Annotated in this window: 23 protein-coding genes and 1 other annotated feature; of the genes, 18 read left to right on the top strand and 5 right to left on the bottom strand. The window is 39.8% G+C overall.

Annotation, left to right across the window (positions count from 1 at the left end; all coding sequences use genetic code 11):
* The first annotated feature begins 645 nt into the window (after positions 1-645).
* Positions 646-2148: a malate:quinone oxidoreductase gene (locus tag ACH0CI_RS21790; RefSeq protein WP_335388407.1), complete on the top strand. Its 1503-nt coding sequence runs from the start codon at positions 646-648 to the stop codon at positions 2146-2148.
* 114 nt (positions 2149-2262) lie between these two features.
* Here the strand turns inward: ACH0CI_RS21790 and ACH0CI_RS21785 are convergent, their stop codons facing one another.
* The gene (locus ACH0CI_RS21785; protein WP_335388410.1) at positions 2263-2829 is read right to left on the bottom strand and encodes a DUF6434 domain-containing protein; all 567 of its coding nucleotides are present in this window, start codon (positions 2827-2829) and stop codon (positions 2263-2265) included.
* Positions 2830-3012: 183 nt separating this feature from the next.
* Between ACH0CI_RS21785 and ACH0CI_RS21780 the strand changes: the two genes are divergently transcribed.
* The 5 genes from ACH0CI_RS21780 to ACH0CI_RS21760 all read left to right on the top strand — a co-directional run bounded on the left by ACH0CI_RS21780 (position 3013) and on the right by ACH0CI_RS21760 (position 8261).
* Positions 3013-3942, top strand: a complete 930-nt coding sequence (locus tag ACH0CI_RS21780; RefSeq protein WP_335388412.1) for an ADP-ribosylglycohydrolase family protein — start codon at positions 3013-3015, stop codon at positions 3940-3942.
* Positions 3943-3993: 51 nt separating this feature from the next.
* On the top strand, positions 3994-4500 hold the full coding sequence (locus tag ACH0CI_RS21775) for a hypothetical protein (RefSeq protein ID WP_335388435.1): 507 nt from the start codon (positions 3994-3996) through the stop codon (positions 4498-4500).
* A 181-nt stretch (positions 4501-4681) separates the two neighbouring features.
* Positions 4682-5590, top strand: coding sequence for a phosphotransferase (locus ACH0CI_RS21770; RefSeq protein WP_335388414.1), 909 nt, complete (start codon positions 4682-4684; stop codon positions 5588-5590).
* 79 nt (positions 5591-5669) lie between these two features.
* Entirely contained in the window at positions 5670-7382 is a 1713-nt protein-coding gene (locus tag ACH0CI_RS21765; protein ID WP_406902257.1) for a TcaA NTF2-like domain-containing protein, read from the top strand.
* A 210-nt stretch (positions 7383-7592) separates the two neighbouring features.
* Positions 7593-8261 carry a hypothetical protein gene (locus tag ACH0CI_RS21760; RefSeq protein WP_335388417.1) on the top strand — a complete coding sequence of 223 codons (669 nt, stop codon included), beginning with the start codon at positions 7593-7595 and terminating at the stop codon, positions 8259-8261.
* A gap of 146 nt (positions 8262-8407) precedes the next feature.
* On the opposite strand, the gene ACH0CI_RS21755 is transcribed toward ACH0CI_RS21760, so the two are convergent.
* The gene (locus ACH0CI_RS21755; protein WP_406902256.1) at positions 8408-9367 is read right to left on the bottom strand and encodes a patatin-like phospholipase family protein; all 960 of its coding nucleotides are present in this window, start codon (positions 9365-9367) and stop codon (positions 8408-8410) included.
* A 238-nt stretch (positions 9368-9605) separates the two neighbouring features.
* Here ACH0CI_RS21755 and ACH0CI_RS21750 point away from each other — a divergent pair, with 238 nt between their 5' ends.
* Positions 9606-10955, top strand: a complete 1350-nt coding sequence (locus ACH0CI_RS21750) for an FAD-binding oxidoreductase (protein WP_406902255.1) — start codon at positions 9606-9608, stop codon at positions 10953-10955.
* A 218-nt stretch (positions 10956-11173) separates the two neighbouring features.
* Positions 11174-11415: a binding site (T-box leader), on the top strand.
* Positions 11416-11467: 52 nt separating this feature from the next.
* Positions 11468-14566, top strand: a complete 3099-nt coding sequence (gene ileS, locus ACH0CI_RS21745; protein WP_406902254.1) for an isoleucine--tRNA ligase — start codon at positions 11468-11470, stop codon at positions 14564-14566.
* 42 nt (positions 14567-14608) lie between these two features.
* On the opposite strand, the gene ACH0CI_RS21740 is transcribed toward ileS, so the two are convergent.
* The gene (locus tag ACH0CI_RS21740; RefSeq protein ID WP_406902253.1) at positions 14609-15112 is read right to left on the bottom strand and encodes an immunoglobulin-like domain-containing protein; all 504 of its coding nucleotides are present in this window, start codon (positions 15110-15112) and stop codon (positions 14609-14611) included.
* Between the two features lie 108 nt (positions 15113-15220).
* Between ACH0CI_RS21740 and ACH0CI_RS21735 the strand changes: the two genes are divergently transcribed.
* From ACH0CI_RS21735 to ACH0CI_RS21725, 3 genes are all read left to right on the top strand, one after another.
* A complete protein-coding gene (locus ACH0CI_RS21735; protein WP_406902252.1) occupies positions 15221-15928 on the top strand; it encodes a Type 1 glutamine amidotransferase-like domain-containing protein in 708 nt (235 codons plus the stop codon).
* A gap of 84 nt (positions 15929-16012) precedes the next feature.
* A complete protein-coding gene (locus ACH0CI_RS21730) occupies positions 16013-16597 on the top strand; it encodes a hypothetical protein (protein WP_335388432.1) in 585 nt (194 codons plus the stop codon).
* Positions 16598-16652: 55 nt separating this feature from the next.
* Positions 16653-16889 carry a hypothetical protein gene (locus ACH0CI_RS21725; RefSeq protein ID WP_224357852.1) on the top strand — a complete coding sequence of 79 codons (237 nt, stop codon included), beginning with the start codon at positions 16653-16655 and terminating at the stop codon, positions 16887-16889.
* 57 nt (positions 16890-16946) lie between these two features.
* Here the strand turns inward: ACH0CI_RS21725 and ACH0CI_RS21720 are convergent, their stop codons facing one another.
* The gene (locus ACH0CI_RS21720; RefSeq protein WP_098113092.1) at positions 16947-17612 is read right to left on the bottom strand and encodes a cupin domain-containing protein; all 666 of its coding nucleotides are present in this window, start codon (positions 17610-17612) and stop codon (positions 16947-16949) included.
* Between the two features lie 230 nt (positions 17613-17842).
* Between ACH0CI_RS21720 and ACH0CI_RS21715 the strand changes: the two genes are divergently transcribed.
* From ACH0CI_RS21715 to ACH0CI_RS21695, 5 genes are all read left to right on the top strand, one after another.
* Entirely contained in the window at positions 17843-18673 is an 831-nt protein-coding gene (locus ACH0CI_RS21715) for a glycosyl transferase family 2 (protein WP_406902251.1), read from the top strand.
* 139 nt (positions 18674-18812) lie between these two features.
* Positions 18813-19697: a superoxide dismutase gene (locus tag ACH0CI_RS21710; RefSeq protein WP_335706987.1), complete on the top strand. Its 885-nt coding sequence runs from the start codon at positions 18813-18815 to the stop codon at positions 19695-19697.
* A 159-nt stretch (positions 19698-19856) separates the two neighbouring features.
* On the top strand, positions 19857-19991 hold the full coding sequence (locus tag ACH0CI_RS21705) for a hypothetical protein (protein WP_257042369.1): 135 nt from the start codon (positions 19857-19859) through the stop codon (positions 19989-19991).
* A 330-nt stretch (positions 19992-20321) separates the two neighbouring features.
* Positions 20322-20879: a 3D domain-containing protein gene (locus ACH0CI_RS21700; RefSeq protein ID WP_014459735.1), complete on the top strand. Its 558-nt coding sequence runs from the start codon at positions 20322-20324 to the stop codon at positions 20877-20879.
* 278 nt (positions 20880-21157) lie between these two features.
* A complete protein-coding gene (locus ACH0CI_RS21695; RefSeq protein WP_028413037.1) occupies positions 21158-22645 on the top strand; it encodes a DHA2 family efflux MFS transporter permease subunit in 1488 nt (495 codons plus the stop codon).
* A gap of 35 nt (positions 22646-22680) precedes the next feature.
* Here the strand turns inward: ACH0CI_RS21695 and ACH0CI_RS21690 are convergent, their stop codons facing one another.
* Complete coding sequence (locus ACH0CI_RS21690) at positions 22681-23361, bottom strand: DUF421 domain-containing protein (RefSeq protein ID WP_335706986.1); 681 nt, start codon at positions 23359-23361, stop codon at positions 22681-22683.
* A gap of 158 nt (positions 23362-23519) precedes the next feature.
* Here ACH0CI_RS21690 and ACH0CI_RS21685 point away from each other — a divergent pair, with 158 nt between their 5' ends.
* Positions 23520-24164: a LytTR family DNA-binding domain-containing protein gene (locus tag ACH0CI_RS21685; protein ID WP_406902250.1), complete on the top strand. Its 645-nt coding sequence runs from the start codon at positions 23520-23522 to the stop codon at positions 24162-24164.
* Positions 24165-24296: 132 nt separating this feature from the next.
* Positions 24297-25811 carry a succinyl-CoA:acetate CoA-transferase ScpC gene (gene scpC, locus ACH0CI_RS21680; RefSeq protein ID WP_406902249.1) on the top strand — a complete coding sequence of 505 codons (1515 nt, stop codon included), beginning with the start codon at positions 24297-24299 and terminating at the stop codon, positions 25809-25811.
* Positions 25812-25817 lie beyond the last annotated feature (6 nt).

Below are 25817 nucleotides of genomic sequence, written 5' to 3'. Positions count from 1 at the left end.
TCTTTATCAATAACTATGTCCTATGTAAAAGTCAACATACATGTTAGGTTTTATAACATAAATTTCTGAATAATCATTTACTTATTCACTTATTTCATGGTATGTTATATGACATAGATATTGTAACTTGCAATATGAGCTGAAAATTAGCCATTGCAATATATACTTATTTTTCTAAATATGCACCTGGACGAGCCGGTGCTCTATACATATACATATATATACGTCTACGTATAACTAGTCAAAAAGAATGAAGGCATTTCTAATTATAGTGCTGTTTGTTCTTTCAAATGAGTATAGTTATAGTAGGTGAAATTTTCAAGACAGTTATTTTGGTTTTTAAGCTGAATTTTTGGAATAGTTTGTTATTTCATTAATCAATGCTTTGCCACTTAGAAGTAGGTATAAAAGTTTCCTAATAAAAGAAAATGCAGACGGAATTTAATAAGTTTTTTGGAATTTGTGGGCGATTTTCTCACTTTTTTATCATTTTTGAATAGTTTATAATCATCAGACAATTATACTGTGATATAGTTATAAGTGAGACAGAAAAAGGTGTGTTCTTAGGTCGCACCTGAATTTTTTTACTACGTAAGCAGGAGCGCCTACATCTTTTTACAAATATAGGGGATGAGGAAGGTTATAATGAGCAACGTACAGAAAAAAACAGACGTTATCTTAATTGGTGCCGGAGTCATGAGCGCAACTTTGGGATCATTACTCAAAGAGTTAGCACCTGAATGGGACATTAAAGTATTTGAAAAACTCGCAGACGCAGGGGAAGAAAGCTCGAACGAATGGAATAATGCAGGGACGGGCCATTCTGCGCTGTGCGAACTAAACTATACATCAGAAAAAGCTGATGGATCTATAGATATAACGAAAGCGATCCGAATTAACGAGCAGTTTCAGCTGTCAAGACAGTTTTGGTCTTATCTGGTAAGCAGCAAGTTGATTCGCAATCCGCAAGATTTTATCATGCCAATTCCGCATATGAGTTTGGTACAAGGGGAAAAAAATGTATCGTTTCTGAAAAAGCGTTTTGAAGCGCTGTCAAACAATCCGTTGTTTCAAGGAATGGAGTATTCCGACAGTCCTGACAAACTAAAAGAATGGATTCCGTTAATCATGAAGGGGCGCACGTCAAATGAACCGATTGCCGCAACTAAAATTGATTCGGGAACAGACGTAAACTTCGGTGCTTTAACACGCATGTTGTTTGACCACCTGAAGAATAAAGGGGTTCACGTTCATTACAAACGAAGTGTAAAAGATATTAAACGTAAAAGTGACGGTATGTGGGAAGTAAAAGTCGCAGATGTAGACAGCGGCAAAGTTGAATACCACACGGCAAAGTTCATCTTTATCGGTGGTGGAGGCGGAAGCTTGCCTTTACTTCAAAAAACAGGTATTCCTGAATCCAAGCATATTGGAGGCTTCCCGGTAAGCGGATTATTTATGGTATGCAATAACCCTGAAGTGATTGCGCAGCACCACGGTAAAGTATACGGAAAAGCCAAAGTCGGAGCTCCGCCAATGTCAGTTCCGCACCTTGATACACGCTATATTGACAACAAAAAGACGCTGTTGTTTGGCCCGTTTGCCGGCTTTTCACCGAAGTTCTTAAAAACAGGTTCAAACCTGGACTTAATCAGTTCTGTAAAGCCGAATAATATTTTAACCATGCTAGCAGCAGGCGTCAAAGAAATGGCGTTAACAAAATATTTAATTCAGCAAGTGCTGTTATCAAATGAAAAACGTGTCGAAGAACTGCGTGAGTTTATCCCAAACGCGAAAAGCGAAGACTGGGATATTGTTGTAGCAGGCCAGCGTGTGCAAGTAATCAAAGACACGGAAGCCGGAGGAAAAGGAACGCTTCAGTTTGGTACAGAAGTTGTAAGTGCCGCTGATGGTTCTGTTGCTGCACTTCTTGGCGCTTCGCCTGGTGCATCAACGGCGGTTCACGTTATGCTTGAAGTATTGGAAAAATGCTTCCCAGAAAACATGAACAAGTGGGAGCCAAAAATAAAAAAAATGATTCCTTCCTATGGCATGTCGTTAGTTGATCATCCAGACTTCTTTAACGAAATTCATGCGTCTACTTCACAGACGCTTGGTTTAATTAAAAAAGAGTCCGTTTATAGCTAAAGATTTTACGCCGCAACAAACAGCACATGCGTATGTGAAGAAATCTACAGGCGTGCACAAACACCACCTTTTCTTGAGGTGGTGTTTTAATGGTCTTTATATGTAGAGTTTGAGTTAAGAGCGGTATTGATTGCTTCCAGGCTGAAGTTTCAAATGCTTCCACGCTGCAATTGCATCATCGCGGCTTTTTCCATTGTTTTTCGGATCCTTAAAAAAATCGCGAATAAAGCGGTTGTACTCAAACTGAGGCGCAATTTCTTTTTGATAAGAAGGCTGCTTTTTTCGTTTTTCTTCTTCATGCCACGCTTTTACCACATCTCGATAGGTTTTCCCTACATTTTCTTTAAAGTAGTTTTGAATATATGTGGAAAAATGAAACGTAGGATGAATGGCGTCTTTAAAAAAAGTCCGTACTTTTTGACTGCAGCGGTGATTTTCCCCAATGGCGGTATCTAATGTTAGCGGCGCTTGTGTTTTAGAGGACGAGCGTCTTTTAGGTCGCGTTGTTATTTGTTGAGTGTCACCGGTCGTTAATAACACTTCAATTCTTTTTGAAAGTTCCATTTTAGATCCAGACGGGCTCATGTTGTTTTCTCGGCAAAATTGCTGCAGCTCGGTTTTGAGCCAGTAAAAATCGGTAAAGTCTTTGATAAGTAAATCTTTTGTAAGTTCAGGTCGCATCGTTTTCACCTCCATATATTTACTATAGAACGTTTGTTCTTGTTGGTCAATTGTTTTTAGAGAAGTACGAAGGAATGTCTTTATATTTCTTCCTATTTTATAAAGAAGAAAAAGCATCTAGGCAAGAGATCTCTTGCAAATTCCAAAATCAAACAATTACAATGATAGAAAGGAGTTGATCATATGACGCTACATAAAAAAGTCCTTTCTACAATTCTAGGAGGAGCTGTCGGAGACGCTTTAGGCGTTCCAGTTGAGTTTAAAAAACGCGATTCATTTCGGATCACAACTATGACCGGCTACGGTACGTATAACCAGCCTGAAGGAACGTGGTCAGATGATACGTCTTTAACGATGTGCTTGATTGATAATCTACTAAAAAAACAAGATGAATATGATTTAATGCAAAAGTTTGCGAACTATTGGTCGGACGGCTACTGGACGCCGTACGGAGAAATGTTTGATATTGGCATCGCAACAAGCGAAGCGATTCGTCGCTATAAAAGCGGGCTTCCTAAAGAAGAGTGGGGAGGAAGCGCTGAATACGACAACGGAAACGGAGCGCTTATGCGTATTGCCCCGCTTGCTTTTACATTATGTGATGAACCTAGCTTTACAAAAAGAAAAGAAGAAATAGAAAGAATTGCGCACGTCACGCACCGCCATGTGCGCTCTACGCTTGGCTGCATTATATACGTGGAGCTGCTTATTCGTCTCCTTCACGGCGACGAGCCTTTTGAAGCATATGAAAAAGCGGTAAATCTCTGTCAAAAGCAGTTAACAGGTACGGAGTATGAAGCAGAGTTTTCTGCGTATGAACGAGTGTTAAACCTAAGCTTGCCACACGCAGCGAGAAATGAAATCGGGTCAACTGGATACGTCGTCAGCTCGCTAGAAGCATCTCTTTGGTCTTTTCTGCAAAGTGATGACTACAAAGAAGCTGTACTTACCGCTGTGAATTTAGGAGAAGACACAGATACAATTGGCTTTATTACGGGTACTATGGCAGGAGTATATTATGAGCTGGATGGTATCCCTGAAGAGTGGGTTTGTCAGCTTGCTAAAAAAGAAGAGTTAGAGAAAGCGTGTAAGAAGTTTGCGGATATATGTTAATGGATCATAAAAATTACTCAAAAGTTCGGAGGAGATAAAGTGAAATTTTCTATGGATTTTGGCGATACCAATTTTATCGGAGTGGCAAACGCAAAAGAGTACCAATCATTTGTCGATGAGGATTGGGAGCTAGACCAGCTTCTGAATCACTTCGGCAGTGGAATGAAAAAGAGAAATATTCTAGTATGTCAAATGACAGAAGAAGGAATTGAACACTCTTGGAACGTAGAAGTGAAGATTGGAAGAGAGTCGGATATAGATACATACTTTAGGAAAGCAACAGGTTATATAAATGTAACCAATCATCAGCTTTATCTCGTAGATTATGACTGCCTTACGATGGCCGCCCAATTTGAAGATCAGTTAGTGCCTGATGCGAACTGTTCTAAGTATAGAATTGATATTAAAAACGGTATGTACAAGGTCGAGCTTATTCAATTTTATAATGTTGATCAAGATGAGTATACAGGAAATGACCAAACGGATCTTTTATTGAACTTTATTAAGATGGAGCATGTTGAAGAAACGGTCGATGAGGTATTTTGGTGTACGTATTAAGTAGTAAACGTACCGTAGGCTACTAACTTAGAGGCGTAGTGTGCCGTTCTAAGGCATCCTATCTTATTTATATATTCAGTGAAACCCTCTGGCTTTGCGTCAGAGGGTTTTTATGGTCAAAATCATTTATAATATACTTTTACATAACATACAAACTTCACGTTAAAGAAAGGTGATCACAGTGCCAAATGCATGGGATGCAGAACAAATTGTATCAGCACCGCTTGCCAAAACGCTAATCGAGACGCAGTTTCCAGAACTTGCGCCCGCTACAATTTCGCTGCTTGGCTACGGCTTTGACAATACGGTTTATCAAGTAAACGACCGCTTTGTTTTCCGGTTTCCTAGACGAGAACTCGCAGTGAGACTACTAAAAACGGAAAATCGGCTTTTACCAAGCCTTGCTTCTCAGCTGCCGCTATCCATTGCCGAACCCATTTTTTTCGGTAAGCCGAATGCAGTCTATCCTTGGCCGTTTATGGGCTATCACTACGTGCAAGGAACTCCACCTGCACGATTAACAGAAGAAGAACGCATACAATCCGCTTCTGTACTAGCAAGGTTTCTTCGCACGCTGCATCACTATCCATATTCAAAAGCGCAAGAGCTTGCTGTTCCATTTGATGAATTAAATAGATTGGATATGATGAAGCGAAAGCCGGCGTTAGAAAAGTATGTCAAGCAAATGAAGGAGCGTAATCTTTATTCAAAACAAGAGATTCTTGAAGACTATGTAAATGACATACAAGAAATTCACTATCAAGAAAAACATGTACTAGTTCACGGAGATCTTCATATTAAAAACATGATTGTTGATCAAACCAATATGGTTTCAGGCATCATTGACTGGGGAGATGTTCATATTGGTCACCCGGCAGTTGACCTAGCGATTGCCTACAGCTTTTTACCTCCTAAAGGAAGAGCATGTTTTTTTAAAGAATACGGAAAAGTAGACGAAGAAACGCACAGACTGGCAAAATGGAAAGCTGTATTTACAACTGTAGTGCTTGTAGCACACAGCTACGATCAAGGAGACAAACAAACGCTAGAAGCGGCTCTAGAAAGCTTGAACCTGATTTTTCAAGAGTAATAAAACTGTAATAGAATTTCTGTTAAATTCCTGTATAGTTGAAAAAGGATAAAAATAAAAACAACAGGTGAAGCAAACGATGAATACAAGCCACTGGAATAAATCAGCAGCGCAGCTGCTAGAAGCATGGATACAGCTATATAAAGAAAAAACATTTCTTATCGGAGAAACGGAATCTTTAAACATGCTAAAAGGAGAAGTAGAGGGGATGGATAAAGAAAAATTTCTCTCCATAGTAGAACGTCATCTGCAGAAAGTGTATGAAGAACTGGAAAAAGAACGTACAGAGTACAACATGAACAACAGTGAATATACAATGGTGACGTTTCTTTCAAGCGACTACCCGGAGTACATAAAAAAGCGTCAAAGCAATATGAGACAGATTGAACAGTTAACAAACATACATAGGAATGTGACAGAGCTTTTCGGAAAAGAACTCATTTCAGAAGCGGATATGGTATCGTTTAGAAACGACTTTTTTCAACTAACAGAAAGACACGCTAACACGTCATCGTTAAAAGAAATGAAGGAAAACTGGAATACGTATTTGTCAGCGTTCGTTGACTTTCAAAAAAAGCATGAACATGTAAAACAAGCGATAGCCACAGTACTCGAAGAAGACAGGAGTTTAAAGCAAGAATGGCATCAGCTAAGCAAAAACAAATTGGTGACCAAACAAAAAGCGACCGCCTTTCGCACAAAGCAGCATGAGCTAAATGAAAATATTCGAAAAGCCACGACTGCACAAAAACAGTTACTCGAACTGCACTGGCCTGATGTTCGCAGTCAGTTTGATGCCTTGCAAGAAAAAATGAGTAAGAGTCTTTCTACTATATTAAAAGAAACGGAATGTAGTATGGAAGTCATTAGCCAAAACGATGCAAATGAACACGCCAAGTTAAAGCAATCACTTAACGACCTAAATGCAGTCCACAAAGTCGACGTTCATCAAACGTGGTTAGCGGCTTTTATTAAAAAATCACGACCATTTTTTAACGAACTGAGTGAAGATATCAAGGATACTCGATGTCGAGAGCTATGGAACCGAATTTACGGCATGTATAAAGGAATAGCAGTAAACGAGTTTATTGTTGCATATGAAGAATTTTTAGCACTTCAGCCGCTTGCTAGTGTAAAAAGCACGGAAATACCAAGGCCATTAGCTCGGTTAAAGGTAGAGGTAAACCCTGTTACGCTGCCATCCTACGCAGACTTTCCCGTGCTCAAAAAGCAGCAATCATCACGGCGCACTTTTCCTATTTTAATAGGAGGAGCTATCGTCCTTGTCTTGTTACTGACGATTGTATATATGAATCGTGACAATCAAACCGCAGAAACAAGCTCAGATATAAAAGAAACGACCAGCACGACGTCGTTAAAAAATGAACAGACTAAACCAGCTGCCGTAAGTAAAACGGATCTTGAAAACTTTTTTATCTCCTATAAAGCTGCTTACTTTTCAAGTTTAAACAGCGGAGACTTTAGTGGGATGGCGCCTTATATTGACTCGGGTCAGCCAGTTTATAAACAGCTAAAAAGCTATATCACATCACTTGCCGGAAAAAACGTATCGTTTGCTAACGATCAATTTTTAGTGACAAAAACAGAGTCACATGATGACGGAACCTACAGCATTTATACAAACGAAGTGTACACGTTCACTAATTCATATGACGCGAGCACGCAGTTCAAAAAAGAACGAATTTACCATGTGAAAACTGCTGGTAAAGACAAACTTCAAATTACTAAAATTGATACATTAACAGATGAGCAGAAGCCGGTGGAAGAGTGAACGGTTTCTGAGAGATTATGAACAACCGCTAGTTCCTTTTGGGGGCTAGCGGTTGTTGTGGTTGGAGCGACTTTTCCTTTTTTTTGTAGAGTGGTAGCGGCTATTTGTGAGTCTTTCATTGATTATGTTCATGCTTCTTACAGTAGAAGTATGGTAGTATCGAACATGTATAAAATATAGGTTGTAACATAAGTAAAAGGAGGTGCTATGATGAAAAAACGCACGAAAATAGTTAGTGCAGTCATTGCTGGAGCTACTATTTTAATAGGAGGTATATGGATGGTAAATGAAACCTGTTATCCAAACGTCCCCGCTTTTAATGATCAATTTACACGAGAATTTTTAGAAAAAGATAAAAAAGTAGATGATGGATTTTATGAGTTTAAATCGAAGACAGGGCAGTATACGATGTGGTTTCCAGAGGAGTATCAGTTAATTCATGAAAATAAAGAAGACTATGCTATCAACGGTCAGTTTTATGAGCGATGGGTAGCTTCTTCCGAAAATTTCTTTAATAATAAAAATGAAATTTCATACATGAACGTAGAACTGGCAGAGAAGGTAAAAGAAAATGAGGAGGTAAATGTAGAGAGTCTGTTCAAAAAGAACCTACATGTGAATCAACCAAAAAAGATAGAAACAGCGCATATCAGTATATATTACGATTCAGCATATACATATTTTAAAGGAACTGAAGAAAAAGTTGTAAAGAACAATATTAAGTATGTTCCAAATACATACGTAGCATATATAGCAGATAAAAATACGAATAAAGTAATCGAGCTTTATTACAAATACACTGGAGATCATTTAACAGATAAACAAGGGGAAAAACAAGACGAGTTGATTGTGAAAATGCTGAAAAGTGTAAAGTTTTAATAGGGGAAACGAGCAAGAATAAAAAAGCACGATTATAATAACGAACGAATTGTCATGATCAGCTAAAATATAAGGGTTTATCTGAAAGAGGAATTTGTGTTGATAAAACAACAAATTCCGTATTTCAATACTCTTCTTAAAAAATATTAACACTTCCAGTTTTTTTCAATGAAATGAAACGCAGGTCGTAAATTAGTTTTATTAGCAATTGAAATAAGAGCGGGTACCACTGAAGGATCCGTTTTAGATAAATTAGGAATCCTCGGATTTAACCGGAAAAACTGATCGCCTAAAAGCTCAGAGCTAACCATTGATTCATAATAGCTCGATCCACCAGAGATAATCTGAAGAAACGGAAGCAACGGTTCATTAGGAGACCGGTCTAAAAGTACTCCCCAATTTGGCGGCAGGTCCTCCATGTCTTCTGGTCGTATGTTATCGGCACTCACCATTCCCCATCCCTTTGTATCTCTTCTTAATTGAGTTGGCTGTTCACCTGTTCCGATGGATAATACGGCAATTTGATCTAACGGCTGCTTTGCTTTTCCCACTGCAAACGCGATACTAGCTGTACTGGTGTTAGTTGCTACTGTATACCCATCCACATAGTTTTGATAAGCTCTTTGCGTTGCAGGGGCAGCGCTGCTCCTAAGTATTACGTCACTCGCTTTTTCATTAAGATAGGGAGAGCCAGGGAAATTATGAAATAACACAGGATTCCAACGGTTCAGCTCCGGTGCAAATAAGTGAAAGGCAGGCACAACAATTCGTTTCTTTAAGTCTCTAAGGCGAAGGTCTCGGGGGAAAAATGTTCGTATGGCTTTAATAAAACCAGAATAGGGTAATTGTTGGTTAAAAACAGGTCCGCCCGGTCGGGAAATGCTGAATGCTGGTAAGATGTGATCTTTGAAAAACTGAAATGTCTCCTCTGGTGATCTTCCGCTTGCTAGTGAAAGAGCAGTAAATGAACCAATTGAATTTCCTGAAAAAACATCGGTTTCACTAATTAACTTCGGGTTTTGATAAGTCAATCTATTCAAAAGCTGTAAACTTAAAGCACCTAAAGTACCGCCTCCATCAAAGGTCATAATTCTATATTTTGTCAAAGGTGATTTCTCCTTTCGAATCCCATGAGAGTATTCTGTATATATTTATTTTATTAGTTGTAGAGGTATGATTATCTCTTTTGCGGATTCTTCAGGATTCAAGTTATGCAGATAAGCATACGAGGAACCCCTCCAGTAAGTTTTCTATTCTCTTTTTCCTCCCTTTAAACTGTGTGTCTTTTCTGAAGAAAATTCATAGGATATAGCATCTTATCTGTATTAAGAAAGGGGTTATATCGTGGAGGAAACAAAGCTTACTGGACGAATCGTTACACCTGATGATGCGGAATATGATCAGGCTAGAACAAATAATAATTTAGGTGTGCCTAAATTTCCAAGAATAATTGTATTTTGTCAGAATACAAACGATGTAGTAAATGCATTGAAGTGGGTAAAGGAAAATCATGTCCCATTTCGAATAAGAAGCGGTAGGCATAGCTATGAAAATTTTTCACTAGTAAACGGTGGATTAGTAATTGATGTCAGTGAAATGGATAGAATCAAGATCGACAGTAAAAGCATGACAGCGAAAATAGAAGCAGGAGCTAATCTAGGGAAAGTATATAATGAATTATGGAAAAAAGGAACGACTATCCCTGCAGGTACGGAAAGCAGTGTTGGTCTTGTAGGCCTTGTGCTTGGCGGAGGAATTGGGATGTTATCAAGGTTGTTTGGGCTTACCTGTGATAATTTGTTTGAAGTTGAAATGGCCATAGTAAATGAACAGAGAGAAGTTGAACTCATTAAGGCAAATAAAAATCACAACAGTGATCTCTTTTGGGCTTGTTGTGGAGGCGGGGGCGGAAACTTTGGTATTGTTACGTCTCTTACATTCAAGGTGCAGCCTATCTCAAAGGTGTCAATCTTCTCAATTACATGGGAATGGGAAGATTTCGAAGCTGCTTTTGATGCATGGCAGCACTGGGCCACAAATACCGATAAGCGCTTAACTTCGGAGATTGAGTTAAAATCCAAGGAAGCAAATCAGATTATCGCTCAAGGTGAGTTTGTTGGTTCATCATTCAAGTTGAAGGAACTTCTGCAGCCTTTAATAGATGTTGGGTGTCCTAAAAAAGTAGTAATAAAGGAAGTTTCATATATAGAAGCTGTACAATTTTTTGACGATCCGAGCGGAAACCAACCCGCCCCTCGAAAAAGGTCAGGTTCTTTTCTTAATAAACCTTTTCCAAAAGACGCTATTTTAACAATGAAGCATTTTTTAGAAAATGCTCCGAATGAAAAATCTAGTATTTGGCACCAATCTCTCGGGGGAGCAGTAGAGGAAGTTGCCTCTAATGAAACGGCCTTCTATTATAGAGATGCTATTATTGCACAGGAATATCTTGCCACATGGAGCCATCCTTCAGAAGAGCGAGCAAATATTCGATGGATTGAAGAATTAAGAAATGCTTTATCGAGATATACAACTGGAGATTATGTGAACTGGCCGGACCGGTTCATCAGAGATTGGCCAACAGCTTATTATGGAGAGAATTTTAAAAAGCTTCGAGAAGTGAAACGAGCATATGATTCGTGCAATCTATTTCATTTCCCTCAGAGCATTCCGCCGTTTATTAACTGGTTTTAAAGAGCGTCTTTCAAGTCGGAGAGCCAAATAATACCCACCTTAAATGAGGTGGTTTTTTGTGTATATTTCCTTTTCCTGAGAGCGTGAAAAAGACAGCAAACAGTGGTAAGCAGTTATTTTATCAATAGATGGCTACGTTATACGGAGAAACATACATAAATATCATAAACATTGACATTCCCTTCCAAACCGCATACAATAGCTACTAATAAAAGCACACAAATTCGTTGAAGAGAATCAGTACGCTGCAAGTTTGTTCCACAGAGAGCTGGTGATAGCTGAAAGCCAGTGTTCAAGCCGCAGGGGAATATCCTCTCTGAGAAGTCAAACTGAACTATAAGTAAGTTTGAACGGTAGTCTACCGTTAAAAAGAACGCGTATGATTGTACGTTGCTGAGTGCTATTGATGAACGGATCAATAGAAGCCAGGGTGGTACCGCGGTTAAAACCCGTCCCTAGTCATAGGGACGGGTTTCTTTGTGTGCTTTTAACTTTAAAAGGAGTGGTATCACATGAAAGAAGTGAATGTAAGGGAGTCTTCGCAAGAGCGCGAACAGCGTATCCAGCAGCAGTGGCAAAAGGGAAATGTGTTTCAGCAGTCGGTTCAAAACCGAGAAGGGCATCCGTCGTTTGTATTTTATGAAGGGCCCCCGACAGCCAACGGTTTGCCTCACGTGGGGCACGCGCTAGGCCGGACGATTAAAGACGTGGTGGCTCGTTATAAAACGATGACAGGGCATCAAGTGATTCGAAAAGCAGGCTGGGATACGCACGGACTGCCGGTTGAGCTCGGTGTTGAAAAGCAGCTCGGGATATCCGGGAAGCATGATATTGAAAAATACGGCGTAGAAGCTTTTATCAACAAGTGTAAGGAAAGTGTGTTTGTGTATGAAAAACAATGGCGCACGTTCACGGAGCAGCTCGGCTATTGGGTTGATATGGAAGACCCTTACATCACCTTGGAGAATTCCTACATTGAAAGCGTATGGAACGTGCTTGGCACGATTCATGATAAAGGACTTCTTTATAAAGGACACCGCGTATCACCTTACTGCCCGAGCTGTCAAACATCATTAAGTTCACATGAAGTGGCGCAAGGGTATAAAGATGTAAAAGATTTAACGGTAACGGTGAAATTTAAAGTGAAAAATCTCGATAACGAGTATTTTTTAGGCTGGACGACAACGCCATGGACGCTTCCGTCAAACGTGGCGCTTGCGGTGCATGAAGAGATGAACTACGTTCGAGCCCAGCAAGGCGACAGCGTGTATATAGTGGCAGAAGCGCTCGCAGACAAAGTGTTAAAAGGAGAATATAGCGTTTTATCTCAACATAAAGGAAATGAGTTAAAAGGGATGTCGTATGAGCCGCCGTTTAATTTTGTGAAAGTGGAAAAAGGGCATGAAGTTGTAACGGCTGATTACGTAACGGATCAAAGCGGAACGGGTGTTGTTCATTTAGCACCTGCATATGGTGAAGATGATTACAGAGTCGTAAAAGAAAACGGCTTTTCGTTTGTGAACGTAGTGGATGAAAAAGGACAGTACACGTCTGAAGTGCCGCCTTTTCAAGGACGTTTCGTGAAAGACTGCGACGTTGATATCGTTCGTTATTTAGCAAATGAAGGCGTGCTGTATCATAAAGAAAAGCATGAGCACAGCTATCCGTTTTGCTGGCGATGCGACTCGCCGCTTCTTTATTACGCAAATGAAAGCTGGTTTATCCAAACGACGGCGTTGAAGGAACAGTTTTTGAAAAACAATGAAAGCGTGACGTGGTACCCGGATCATATCAAGCACGGCCGCTTTGGCAACTTTTTAGAAAATATGGTGGACTGGAACATCAGCAGAAAGCGCTACTGGGGAACGCCGCTGAACGTATGGGAATGCGGGGAATGTCAGCATCAAGTAGCGCCAAAAAGCATCAAAGAGCTTCAGAAACATGCGTCACATTCCGTAGATGACAGCATTGAACTTCATAAGCCTTATGTAGATGACGTGCAGCTAACGTGTCCGGTCTGCAGCGGAAAAATGAAGCGAACGCCGGAAGTGATTGACGTTTGGTTTGACAGCGGATCGATGCCGTTTGCGCAGTATCACTATCCGTTTGAAAACAGCGAACTGTTTCAAAAGCAGTTCCCGGCAGACGTTATCGCAGAAGGAATTGATCAAACGCGCGGCTGGTTTTACAGCTTGATGGCAGTTTCAACGCTGTTTACAGGAAAAGCACCGTATAAGCGTGTTCTGTCTCTTGGCCACGTCTTAGATGAAAACGGTCAAAAGATGTCTAAAAGTAAAGGGAATGCGCTAGACCCTGTTGATCTTATTCATACATTTGGTGCCGATGCGCTTAGATGGGCGCTTTTAGCAGACAGTGCACCTTGGAATCCGAAGAAATTTTCAGAGCGGGTCGTGCAAGAAGCGAAATCAAAAGTTATTGATACGCTAGTGAACGTGTACGGCTTTTACGTTCTGTACGCCAAGCTTGACGGCTATGACCCGAAGCAAACGTATGAATTGAAAAAAACAAAATTGGATGAGTGGATTCTTTCGCGTTTGCACAGCACGGTCAAGCGCGTAACAGTACATCTTGAAGATTACGGGTTTACAAGCGCGGCTCGTGAAATCGCGGTATTTATTGAAGAGCTAAGCAACTGGTATGTGCGACGTTCCCGCGATCGTTTTTGGTCAGAAGGAATGGACGGAGAAAAAGCAGCGGCTTACGATACGCTTCATAAAGTACTAGTGACGTTAAGTCAGCTATTAGCACCGTTTACGCCGTTTGTTGCGGATGATATTCATGAAAATCTAACAGGGAAAAGCGTTCATTTAGCAGACTATCCTGCATGTGATCAAACGAAAGTGAACGAAAAGCTGGAAAAAGAAATGGCAGCGGTGCTTCAAGTGGTGGAACTAGGCCGAAGCATCCGAAATACGCATTCGTTAAAAGTAAAGCAGCCTCTGCAAAGTCTTTCGCTTGTGGTAACGGAAGAAGATGTAGAGTGGGAAGCATACCATGATGTCATCAAAGATGAGCTTAATGTGAAGAACTTTAACGTGGAGCAAGACGACGACAAGCTTGTTTCATACGTGTTAAAACTCGATTTTAAACAGGCTGGACCGAAGTTTGGAAAACAAGTTAATGAGGTCAACCAAGCGTTAAAAAACCTTTCAGAAGAGAAAGGAAAAGAGTTTGTTGAACAAGGCAAGCTAAGTGTTACGCTTGCTTCAGGAGAAAACCTAACGCTTGAAACGGCAGACGTACTTGTTGAAAAAGTGCCAAAAGAAGGTTTTGCGGTTGCATCCAACGGCACGTACACTGCGTTGTTGGATACGGCTTTAACCGAAGAACTCGTACAGGAAGGAGTCGCTCGTGAAGTAATTCGAGCGGTTCAAGATTATCGCAAAAAGCTGGATTTACCCGTGAACTTACGTATTGATTTGGAACTTAGCGGAGACGAAGAAGTGAAGGAAGCCGTTGCGAAGTTTGAAACGCTGCTTCAAGAAAATCTTCTGCTGCATAGTCTCAGTGTGAAAGAAGCCATCAAAAACGGAGAGACGGTAAAAGTCGGAACAAAGCAAGTTACGCTTCGTGTTTTAAATCAGAACTGATAAAAAGCACTTACCTCATAGCAGGTAAGTGCTTTTTTACCTTTAATCAAACTGTCCGAGAACATTTTTAAGACTCGGCCAAACGATTTCAAAAGGAGCCGCTAGTACATAATCTTTTCCGTTTTCATCTTTAAAGTGTTGAACAAAACGATATTTTCCTACTTTGTAGTTAGGAGTTGCGATATCTAATTTGAGTGATTTCCCTGGCTTCAGCGTGACAGTTTTATCAGGAAACTCCAATCCGTTTAGCACAACTTCGTACCACTTTCCGTCTTTTAAGTGATCCGCCGTATTTTCATAAGGAATCGTTAAGGTATGCATCGAATTGTTTTGAATAACAAAAAAGCCAAACTGCGTTTTATCGTACTTTTCGCTTACAGCAGATAGCTTAATAGTTCCCCCATCAGTGTTAATGGAAGAAGGAATGTTTTTTTCTTGTTTGGCTCCAAGTTCCATTTTTTGACCGTTATAATCGATATAGCCAAAGATACAAAACAAGATAATAAAAATGCCTAGTATTAGTAAAAGTGTTCGTACTATTTTCAAGAGCTTTGCACCACCTTTTTATCACTCTTCCATTATACGGAAAACTTCTTGTTTGAAATAGTATGAATTTACATTTCCTATATCACTTTTTTGAAAGGAATGATTGAAATGAGACAAATTATAGCCATGGGCGGCGGAGGTTTTTCGATGGAGCCGGATAACTTGCTTCTGGATCAATACATACTTTCACAAGCTCATATAGATGTGCCGAAAATCTGTTTTATCCCTACAGCCAGCGGAGATGCCGATAATTATATAGAAAGGTTTTATGAAGCGTTTGAGAAGTTGATATGTACACCGTCTCATTTATCGCTGTTTTCACCAAACTTTATGAATTTAAAAGCATATGTGCTGCAGCACGATATTTTGTATGTAGGTGGCGGTAATACAAGGAATATGCTTTCTTTATGGAAAGAATGGGAACTGAATACGATTTTAAAAGAGGCTTATGAAAAAGGAGTGATCTTAGCAGGAATAAGCGCAGGTTCACTTTGCTGGTTTGAAGAAGGCGTCACCGATTCAATGAACAATAAACTGTCTAAAATCGACTGTTTAGGATTTTTAACGGGCAGCAACTGTCCTCACTACGACGGAGAAAGCAATCGAAGACCTTCGTATCATGAGTTAATGGCAAGCGGGGAAATGAAAGAAGGCTACGCTGTAGATGACGGAGTCGCGCTGCATTTTAAAGATGAGAAGCTATCCACGTCAGTTAGCTCAAGGGCAACAGCAAAAGCGTACGCTGTTGATCGAAAAGAGGAAGAAGTAATTGAACGTGAGTTTCCGGTGACCTATTCGGGTGATCACAAGCAATAAATGGCCGCTTTCCATGTTTCTCTGTATAAAATGGAGCTTATTCGTACATACATAAGCAGAGACTCTATATAGGAGGTTACTTCAGTGAGTTATGAACGATACTGGGGAAACATACATGAACAAAGCGATAAGCTGCAGGAGTTATTATCGTCGTATTGGCATCAATATTCAGATTTTGGAAACTGGCAGTTTTGGGTGGTGCTTGCTTCGCTCGTTCTTCCTCTTGTGTTGTTGTATTTTACCGTAGACCGGACGCGGATCTTTGAGGTGTTTTTCTTCGGTTACACAGTGCACATGCTTTGGGCATATATTGATATTGCACTTGGAAGAACCGGTTATTTAACGCACACATTTTTCTTAACACCACAGCTTCCAAACGCAACAAATATTACTGCTTCTATTTTGCCGGTATGCTTTCTGCTCCTTTATCAATATTGTACGAATCATCAAAAGAATTTTTATCTGTATACAATTCTGCTGAGCGCTGTTTTTTCATTTGGACTGGCGCCTCTTGAACAACATTTTAAATTTATTGATTCAGGAAAAGGAATGAGCTTGTTTTATATTTTTCTGATTGATATAGGGATAACGCTAGTAGCGTATTGGGTTACAAGGCTGCTTGTAAAAGCAAAAGCCGCAGCCTATCGTAAAGTGGAAAAAGAACGCTGAAAAAATGTTTGAAAATTATTAGTTAAGGGTATACATACACTTAAGATAAATTGAGGTGAAGAAATTGTATTACTACCGCATTTCAGAAGGACAAGATGAAACGTACTCTGAGACAATTGTTGTTCATGAAGAACAGTTTGATCAAGGTACATTTGAAAAAATGGTGAAAGAAGCGATGGTCGATAAGCCTGGCAAAATTGATCAAGTGGACATTGTGAAATATTTAATTGGACATTATCATTTCCAAGTTGCATATATTGAAGCTGCTTTTCACAGTACATATACAGATTAATAACGTTATGTATTCGTTAAAAAACCCCGTTACACTGGCAGCGGGGTTTTTTTGTCTCTACCAATATCGATAGTGATAGGGATTTTGAGGAGAGTAATAAGGATTTTGAGGCGGAGGATACGTATAAGTAGGCTGCTGGTGGTGTACAGGGCCTCCTTGTTTTTTCTTTTTATAGTGTTCTTTTTCTCCGCATTCGTCCGTTGGTCCAATCACGATGGTTTGATTTTTTAGCGGAGCCAGCGTTTTCTTTAGCTGCTCCGGATCTAAGCAGTACGTGTGAGCAAGGACTTCAATAGGCGTTTTATTTAAAATATCAGATCCAAAAATGTATTCCGGATAAGGAGCGTCAAAAATGGCAAGTAAATGCGTATTGTCTTCAGACGCAATTTCCCAGTGCCACCAGCCTTGAGGGATATTAGCTACTTGACCGGGAGTAATCGGAATATTTGTGACTTCGTTGTTAAACGGATTGATTAATGAAACGACGGCTGAGCCTGAAATGCAGTAGACTAGCTCAGCGGCATTTTGGTGATAGTGCGGTTCGACTACGCGGCTTTTGCTTAAGTAAATATCAAGTAATGATACGTTTCCTAATGTGTTGAGCACATCCCGGCCTAATCGGTTAATGTAATTTTGATCGTTTCGCGTATTAAGTCTGTTTTTATTCACATCAGAAAAGTATTGTACGTTTGGATTATTGTAATCCATATAGGGCGTTGACAAGGGTCTCCAGCTCCTATCCTTGAATTTTTTATGATGCTGTATCGTATGTGAAGAGTTTTATTTCGTGACAGAAGCCTAGGAGGATATGTAGGTAAGGCCTATTTTTGATAACGTGTACAAACATTTGTCCACTGATTTTCATACACTGTAACAGGTTCTTTTTTACAGAGCCATGATCAATGTCAGACACATACGACAGATCATTTTAAGGAAAGTGAGTTGCAGAGCTGTTGCTTGATCAATATGAAAAGATAACTAGTACGTATGAAAAGCTGGATGAACTTCAGCTGCCGTTTGATAAGCCCGTTTTAGTAGGAGTCGAGTGGAACGGAGTGCTGTTTGAGTTTTTGGTGAGATTAAAAAAAGAGTCTTCTCATTTGCTTGTGTTTGGTTCAGGAGGAGGAGCAAGTCAAGAAATGCCGGCAGGTCCTCCATATTTTCAGCGCCATTCGTGGATGAATGAATTCCAAGATTCAATTATTTACTATAACGATCCTACGCTTTATTTAGGAAAGGTGTCGCTTGCGTGGGGACAAGGGACAAGCGATCGTTTTTATTTAAAAGACATTGCGGTTTTAATTGAAAAGTTCATGAAAAAAGTACAGGTGAGTTCGTCTAATGTGCTATTTTACGGATCATCGGGCGGCGGCTTTATGTCAATGTTTTTAGCGGGGTACGTAAAAGGAGCAAAAGCGCTTGTCAACAATCCGCAGACTTGCTTGACCAAGTGGCTGAAAACGCCGGTTCGGCAAGTGTTTAATTTATCTTATCCGAACCTAACAGAAGATGAAGTGATCGCCTCATACGATGAGCGAATTAACGTAGTGAAGTTTTTTCGCCATATTAACTATGTGCCAAAGGTGTATTACTTGCAAAACGGGGCGTTTGAATACGATATGAACAATCACTTGCTGCCGTTTCTAACGGATTTGCAGGATATGCCAGACGGCTGTGAAATTAATAATATAAAAGTGGAGCTCTATTATAACCCGAAGCTGAAGCATGCAGCTGTTAGTAAGCAAGAAACGATTGATTATGTGAATATGGCAAAGAAGATATAAGAAAAAAGGCAAGAGTTTATCCTTTAAGGAGCTCTTGCTTTTTTATGTCGAATTTTCTACCTCAATAGATACAAGTAGGAAGTTATGTTGCTTTTTCTTTTGAATATGATAGTGAAGATGAGGTGTAAGGAGGGGAAGTATGGCCGATCAAGATGAGAGAAAAAGATACTTGATGGAAGTTCAGACCTGGCTTGAACAAGTATGTGATCCTGTATTTGAAGAAGCCATTACAGAAGTAGATATAACGTCATATATAACGCGCACGCAAGAAGACGTTCTTGAATATTTAAGCGAAGAAGATGTCAACGAATATACGTTAGAAGAAATCAATAATGCAGTGCGGCATATTGATAAAGTTTTAAAAGAGCGGCTTGGAGACGATGGCAGGGAGCGAGAATCGATAGCGTCAGGACAGCACGAGCTGCCGCCGCTTGGCTATAGCTATTCAGCTCTTGAACCGTATATTAACCGGGAAATTATGCGTCTTCATCACAGCAAGCACCATCAAAGCTATGTCGATGGATTAAATAAAGCAGAGCTCATGCTGCAGCAAGCCCGTAACACAAACAATTTTGACCTCATAAAACATTGGGAACGGGAAGCTTCTTTTCATGGCTCCGGTCATTACTTACACACAATCTTTTGGGAGATTATGAGTCCAGAAGGAGGAGGACGACCGAGACGACAGCTGCTGCAGCAGCTTCAAAAAGACTTTGGCAGCTATGAGAAGTTTATGATGCACTTTTCTCAAGCCGCTAAAAAAGTAGAAGGTGTTGGCTGGGCTATCTTAGTATGGTCGCCGCGTTCGCGAAAGCTTGAAGTTCTGCAAGCTGAGCGCCATCAGCTTCTCACCCAGTGGGATACGATTCCGCTGCTTGTATTAGACGTATGGGAACACGCATATTATTTACAGTACAAAAATGAACGTGATCCATACGTTGATAATTGGTGGAAAATCGTTTACTGGCCGAATGTAGAAAAAAGGTTTGAGGCAGCTAGAATGCTTCAGTGGCAGCCGTATTAACAAGTATTGCAGGTATTTTAATTTCAAATAAAAAGGCTATGATAAAAGCATTTTAGTTGAAGGGAAATCCGAACGATGAATTGAGATTCTTGATGGAGAATCCAACGCGTTCGGATTTTTTATTGTTATCGCGGTGATATATGTATACGCTTCTAGCAGTTGATTGGAGGGCAAGACGAAGACTCCTGCGGAAATAGTGGAATAGATGAGACCCCGCAGGAGCGCAAGCGACGAGGAGGCTCATCGGCCACCCGCGGAAAGCGAAGTCTTGCACGGAAATCAACTGCGGTGTAAAAAGTGATTTATATTAAGATCCTTTAACGCATTTATTAATTTTAAATAAACTATGTTCTAAATAACCAATTTAAAATAAAGTATAAGCCTCTAGAACCAGTTAAATGTTACAAATGAAATAATCTAATATAAATGTGTGTAAAAGCACCGTTATATGCCTAAATATGTATGTTTTTAAAATGCTAAGGTGATTAATTTACTAGTTTAAAAGGAAGAATATTTATTTTTACTGTAACTAAACTATCAAACTATTGACATGTTACTGAAATATAACTGTAATACTCATGTGTTATTTTTTATGTATTGGTAGATAAAGGGGAAATCAATTACATGAAAAAGACAATGATTACGTTCAGTTTAGTTCTAATGTCACTGTTCGGAGTGGCAAGTGGTGCATCAGCTGCAACAAATACATATACAGTAAAAAGCGGAGATTCGCTATACAAAATTGCAAAGACATATAAAGTATCGGTTAGTCAGCTGAAACAGTGGAATAACTTAAAGTCAGACAGCATTCATCCGAAACAAGTATTAAAAGTATCTCAAGTAAAATCAAGCACGCCTGCTAAAGCAGCGCCTGCGAAGTCTTCAAACGTGGTGAAAGAATTTAAAGTAACAGCAACAGCGTACACAGCGAACTGCAAAGGCTGCAGCGGAAAAACGGCGATTGGAATCGATTTAAAAAAGAATCCAAATCAAAAAGTTATTTCTGTCGATCCAAAAGTGATTAAGCTTGGTTCAAAAGTATACGTAGAAGGTTATGGCACGGCAATCGCAGCTGATACAGGCGGCGCGATTAAAGGAAATAAAATTGATGTTCTTCTTCCTTCTCAAAAAGAAGCGTTAAAATGGGGAAGAAAAACAGTAAAAGTTCAAATCTTAAAATAAGTATTCTTAAGGAAATGAGAGCCTTCGTTGAAAGGCTCTCATTTTTTTCTTCATTAAAGGGCATGCTACTTTATATATACTGATGGAAAAGTTTTACGAAAATGATCATATTTGTTGACAAATATTTCGGAAACAGATATATTTATCCGGTATATAATTAAGTTCATTAAATATTCGTGACATAAATTAATAGAATGAACACATAAAATATATTCTTAACCTGTTTGTCATCTGAAGATTTACATACAGATAATTTTAAAGGGAAAGGTCTTGTTAAAATGAATACACAAACACAACAGTCCGATCAAGCGCGAACTCGGTCTATTTTTGGCGTAATGATAATGGGAGCGCTCGTCGCTTTTTTAAATCAAACGCTAATTAACATTGCGCTTCCGCAAATGATGGATCATTTCCATGTAACGGCGGCTACGGGGAACTGGTTAACAACCATCTTTATGTTAGTAAACGGAATTGTTATTCCAATTACAGCATTTTTAATGAATCGATTTACGACAAGGCAGCTGTATATTACAGCAATGGGTCTGTTTACAGTAGGAACACTCCTTTGCGGTATCGCACCGACATTTTCTGTTATTTTAGTAGGACGCGTCGTGCAAGCTGCAGGAGCAGGAATTTTATTTCCGTTAATTACAAACGTTATTTTCACGTTATTCCCGCCTGACCGACGCGGTTTTGCGATGGGGATTTTTGGAGTAGCCATGAACTTCGCACCGGCAGTAGGGCCGACACTTTCTGGTTTAATCGTTGAGCACTACTCATGGCGTGTTTTATTCTTTATGATGTTCCCAATCGCACTTATTAACGTAATTGCGGCTATTATTTTAGTGAAAAACGTAACGGAAACAAGCCGACCTAAGCTAGACGTGCTTGGCGTTATTTTATCAACAATTGGATTTGGCGGCTTGCTGTATGCGTTCGCTACGGGCGGTACAAAGGGCTGGACCAGCACCGAAGTGTTAGCCATGTTTATTGTAGGCGGTATTTCGATTCTGTTCTTTATTTTCCGTCAGTTAAAAATTGATCAGCCGCTTCTTGAATTCCGTATTTTCCGTTACCGCATGTTCACGCTGACAACAATTATTAACGTAATTGTGACGATGGCAATGTTTTCAGGTATGATTTTAATGCCGATTTATATGCAAAATGTACGCGGCTTTTCACCATTTCTTTCAGGCTTGCTGCTACTTCCTGGGGGAATTGTAATGGGGATTATGTCTCCGATTACAGGAAGGCTGTTTGATAAGTTCGGCGCAAGATGGCTTGCTGTTATTGGTTTAGCAATTACCGTTGTGACAACATATGAATTAACAAAGCTTGAAACAACCACAACATTTATGTATGTCATGATTGTCTATACTGTTCGTATGTTTGGGATGTCACTGCTTATGATGCCGATCTTTACAGCTGGATTAAATGAGCTTGCGCTTAGCTTAAATAAATACGGTACCGCGATGGTTAATACGCTTCGAATGGTTGCCGGAGCTGTAGGAATGGCGTTCTTTGTATCCATTATGATGAATCAAGGTGAAAAACACGTGAAAAATATCGTAACGAATCAGCAAATTTTGCCAACAGATAAAGGCAGTATGGCTGAAGCTGTGAATCAAGGTACAGCAATGGGTATTAACGATGCGTTTATGATCGCAACGATTTTAAGTGTAATCGCGTTTGTTTTAGCCTTCTTTATTCGCAAAACATCACCAAAAGAAGATACCATTACAAATCGTGTGAAAAAAGCAAGCTAATAAAAAAATCCGTGCCTTATATGGTACGGATTTTTTTATGAGTTAAATTTATCTTTTTTATAGTCAATATAAAGCGATCCGTCGGATTGAACCTCAGCGTAAAAGACGTCATCAATTGAGTTGATTCCCGCTTTTTCGAGCTGTTTATGCAGCCAGTTGTTATCTACGTGCAGGTCCTTCAACGCATCCTCATTCGCTTTTCCGTCGTAAATAACGCCGGTTGAAGTGGGAAATAACAGCGTTTTTGACCACGAGTTTGGCTTTTTATCTTGTTTTTTCATAACGGAAAGATTTCCATTTATTTCTAATATGGCGTATTCGACATCTTTTATGGAAAATACGTTTTGCTGCCTCAGCATGCCTAAAAGAGATTCAATATCTAGTCGGACTTGTTTTAATGCCTTTTCCATCACTTTCCCTTGCTTAATTACAATTTTAGGCTCACCGGTAATAAGATGCCGCGCTTTTTTCGATTTCATTCCAAGATAGCCCATAGCGATCGTTAAAAATGTCCAACCTAGCAGTGAATAAACTCCTTTATCAATCTCTACTCGCTTATCAGTGGAAAGGGAAGAAGCGATATTACCAATCGTAATCGCCGTAATAAATGTAAATACATTTAACTGGCTGATTTCTGTTTTTCCCATGAGCCGCGTTAAAAGAAGCAGCACAAAAAATGAACAGGCGATTCGAAACGTTGATTCAGCATAGCCCATACATTTCACCCTTCCTTCATTTCATTGTTTTATGTTGTGAAAAAATAGAAATTTTATGCAGTTAAAAGGATAAATTCTGTGCTTGTCTCCCAATCGCTTTTGCTTTTGCGCTACAATAAAGAAGCAACGTGTTTAACTAGACAAAAGAAGGTGAAACCATGAAGCCATTTAAAGCCTCAGCCCTACTAGATGTTATCAGTGAATTGTTCTCCGATGAAGCGTCGATTGCTGTTTCAGATCTAGAAACGTACGTGTATTACCGAGCAAGCAAACGAATTAATTTGAAAATCAGCCCTGGAGATCAAATAAAAAAAGGAACGATTACATATAAAGCATTAGAACGAAAGCAAAAAGTATCGGAATTTATTCACCGAGACGTGTTCGGCACACCTTACTACGGCATGGCCGTGCCTTTTTTAGATGAAGGAGATGTTCAAGGATGCGTAACGGCGATTTTTCCTGCGTTAACGAGCGGAAAGTCAGTTGTGACGTTAAAGGTGAACGAAGGATGGATACCGGTTCCTTTCTCAAAAATCATCTACGTAGAAGCGCGTGACCGAAAAACCTATGTGTACGCACAGAAGTATACGGGTACGCATAGATACACGTTAAATGAATTTGATTATGTGCTTCCAAAAGAAGAGTTTGTGCGCTGTCATCGTTCCTTTATCGTCAATGTGACACAAATTCAAGAAATTTACCCTGATACACATTCGACTTTTTTATTAGTGATGAACAATGGAGAAAAAATTCCGGTCAGTCAGTCGTACGCCAGCTATTTTCGAAAGCTGCTTGGGTTTTAACCGTCATTTAGCTTCATTATCATCAAATATGCTGTTTTATCGCTATTTTTGTCCATTTCATTCCAAAAACGCTTGTGGACGCTCCCTTTACAGTAAAATGGTAAAAAAGAGCAAAAACAAGGAGTGAAGAGAATGAAAAACGCTTGTAATCGAATTAAGCATGAAGCACTACAGAATCGCGTTGTCTCTGCTGAAGAAGCAGCGTCTTGGATTCAAGATGGAATGACTCTTGGTCTAAGCGGTTTTACACGCGCGGGGGATGTCAAAGCTGTACCGTTTGCGCTAGCGAAACGAGCGGAAACAGAACCGATAAAAGTAAGCGTGTATACCGGTGCTTCACTTGGGTCAGATGTGGATAAGCTATTTGCAGAAAAAGGTATGTTAAACAAACGCCTGCCGTTTCAAGCTGACCCGACGATGCGTAAGAAGATTAATGAAGGTGAATTCCAGTTTATCGACCAGCATTTATCGCATACTTCTGAATGGGTGCGTTCAGGCGTGTTAGATTCAATAGATTTCGCTATTTTGGAAGCGGTTTCTATCACGGGTGACGGAATGATGATTCCAACAACGTCAATTGGCAATTCGATGGTGTTTGCCGAGCATGCAAAATCGATTATTATTGAAATTAACACAGCACAGCCAGAGCAGTTAGAAGGCATTCACGATCTGTATGATCCAGGCGTTCAAGGACAGCGGGATGCGATTCCTTTAAAAAAATCTGATGACCGGATTGGTTCGTTAGGCATACCAATTGATTTAGATAAAGTAAAGGGCATTGTGTTTACAAATCAGCTAGATTCACCGTCTACGATTGTAGCACCTGACGAAGAAACGGTTGTAATGGCTCAAAATTTGATTTCATTTTTACGTGAAGAAATTAAAGAAGGACGATTAACTGAATCGCTTGCTCCTTTACAATCTGGAATTGGATCCGTGGCAAATGCGGTTTTTCACGGGTTGTTAGATTCAGAGTTTCACAATTTAGAAGTGTATTCGGAAGTATTGCAAGATGCTGTGTTTGATTTATTTGATGCTGGAAAAGTCACGTTTGCTTCCTGCTGCTCAATTACACTTTCAGCAGATAAAATGAAACAAGTTTTCTCGAATTTTGAAGCCTATCGAGATAAACTTATTCTTCGTCCGCAGGAAATTTCCAACCATCCCGAGATCATTCGTCGCTTAGGACTGATTTCAATTAATACCGCGCTAGAACTAGATATTTACGGAAACGTCAATTCCACACATGTGATGGGAACAAAAATGATGAACGGAATCGGAGGCTCAGGAGATTTTGCCCGAAATGCGCGTCTCGGTATTTTTGTAACAAAATCCATTGCTAAAAACGGTGATATTTCAAGCATAGTGCCGTTTGTTTCGCACGTTGATCATACGGAACACGATGTGGATGTGATTGTAACAGAGCAAGGATATGCGGACTTACGCGGACTCGCTCCAAGAGAACGGGCAAAATGCATTATTGAAAATTGTGCCCACCCAATGTATCGCGATCAGCTTATGGCGTATTACGAAGAAGCGCTCACGCGAGGCGGACAAACACCGCACGTTCTTGAAAAAGCCTTTTCTTTTCATAATTCTTATCAAAAAAATGGAACGATGCGAGAAGTTGTAGCGCAAACAAAGTAAAAGAAC

This window comes from Priestia sp. 179-F W1.4 NHS (assembly GCF_045369295.1).
Lineage (GTDB): Bacteria > Bacillota > Bacilli > Bacillales > Bacillaceae_H > Priestia > Priestia zanthoxyli.
The sequence above is the reverse complement of the archived record's forward strand: the minus strand, read 5'-3'. Positions and strand labels throughout refer to the sequence as shown.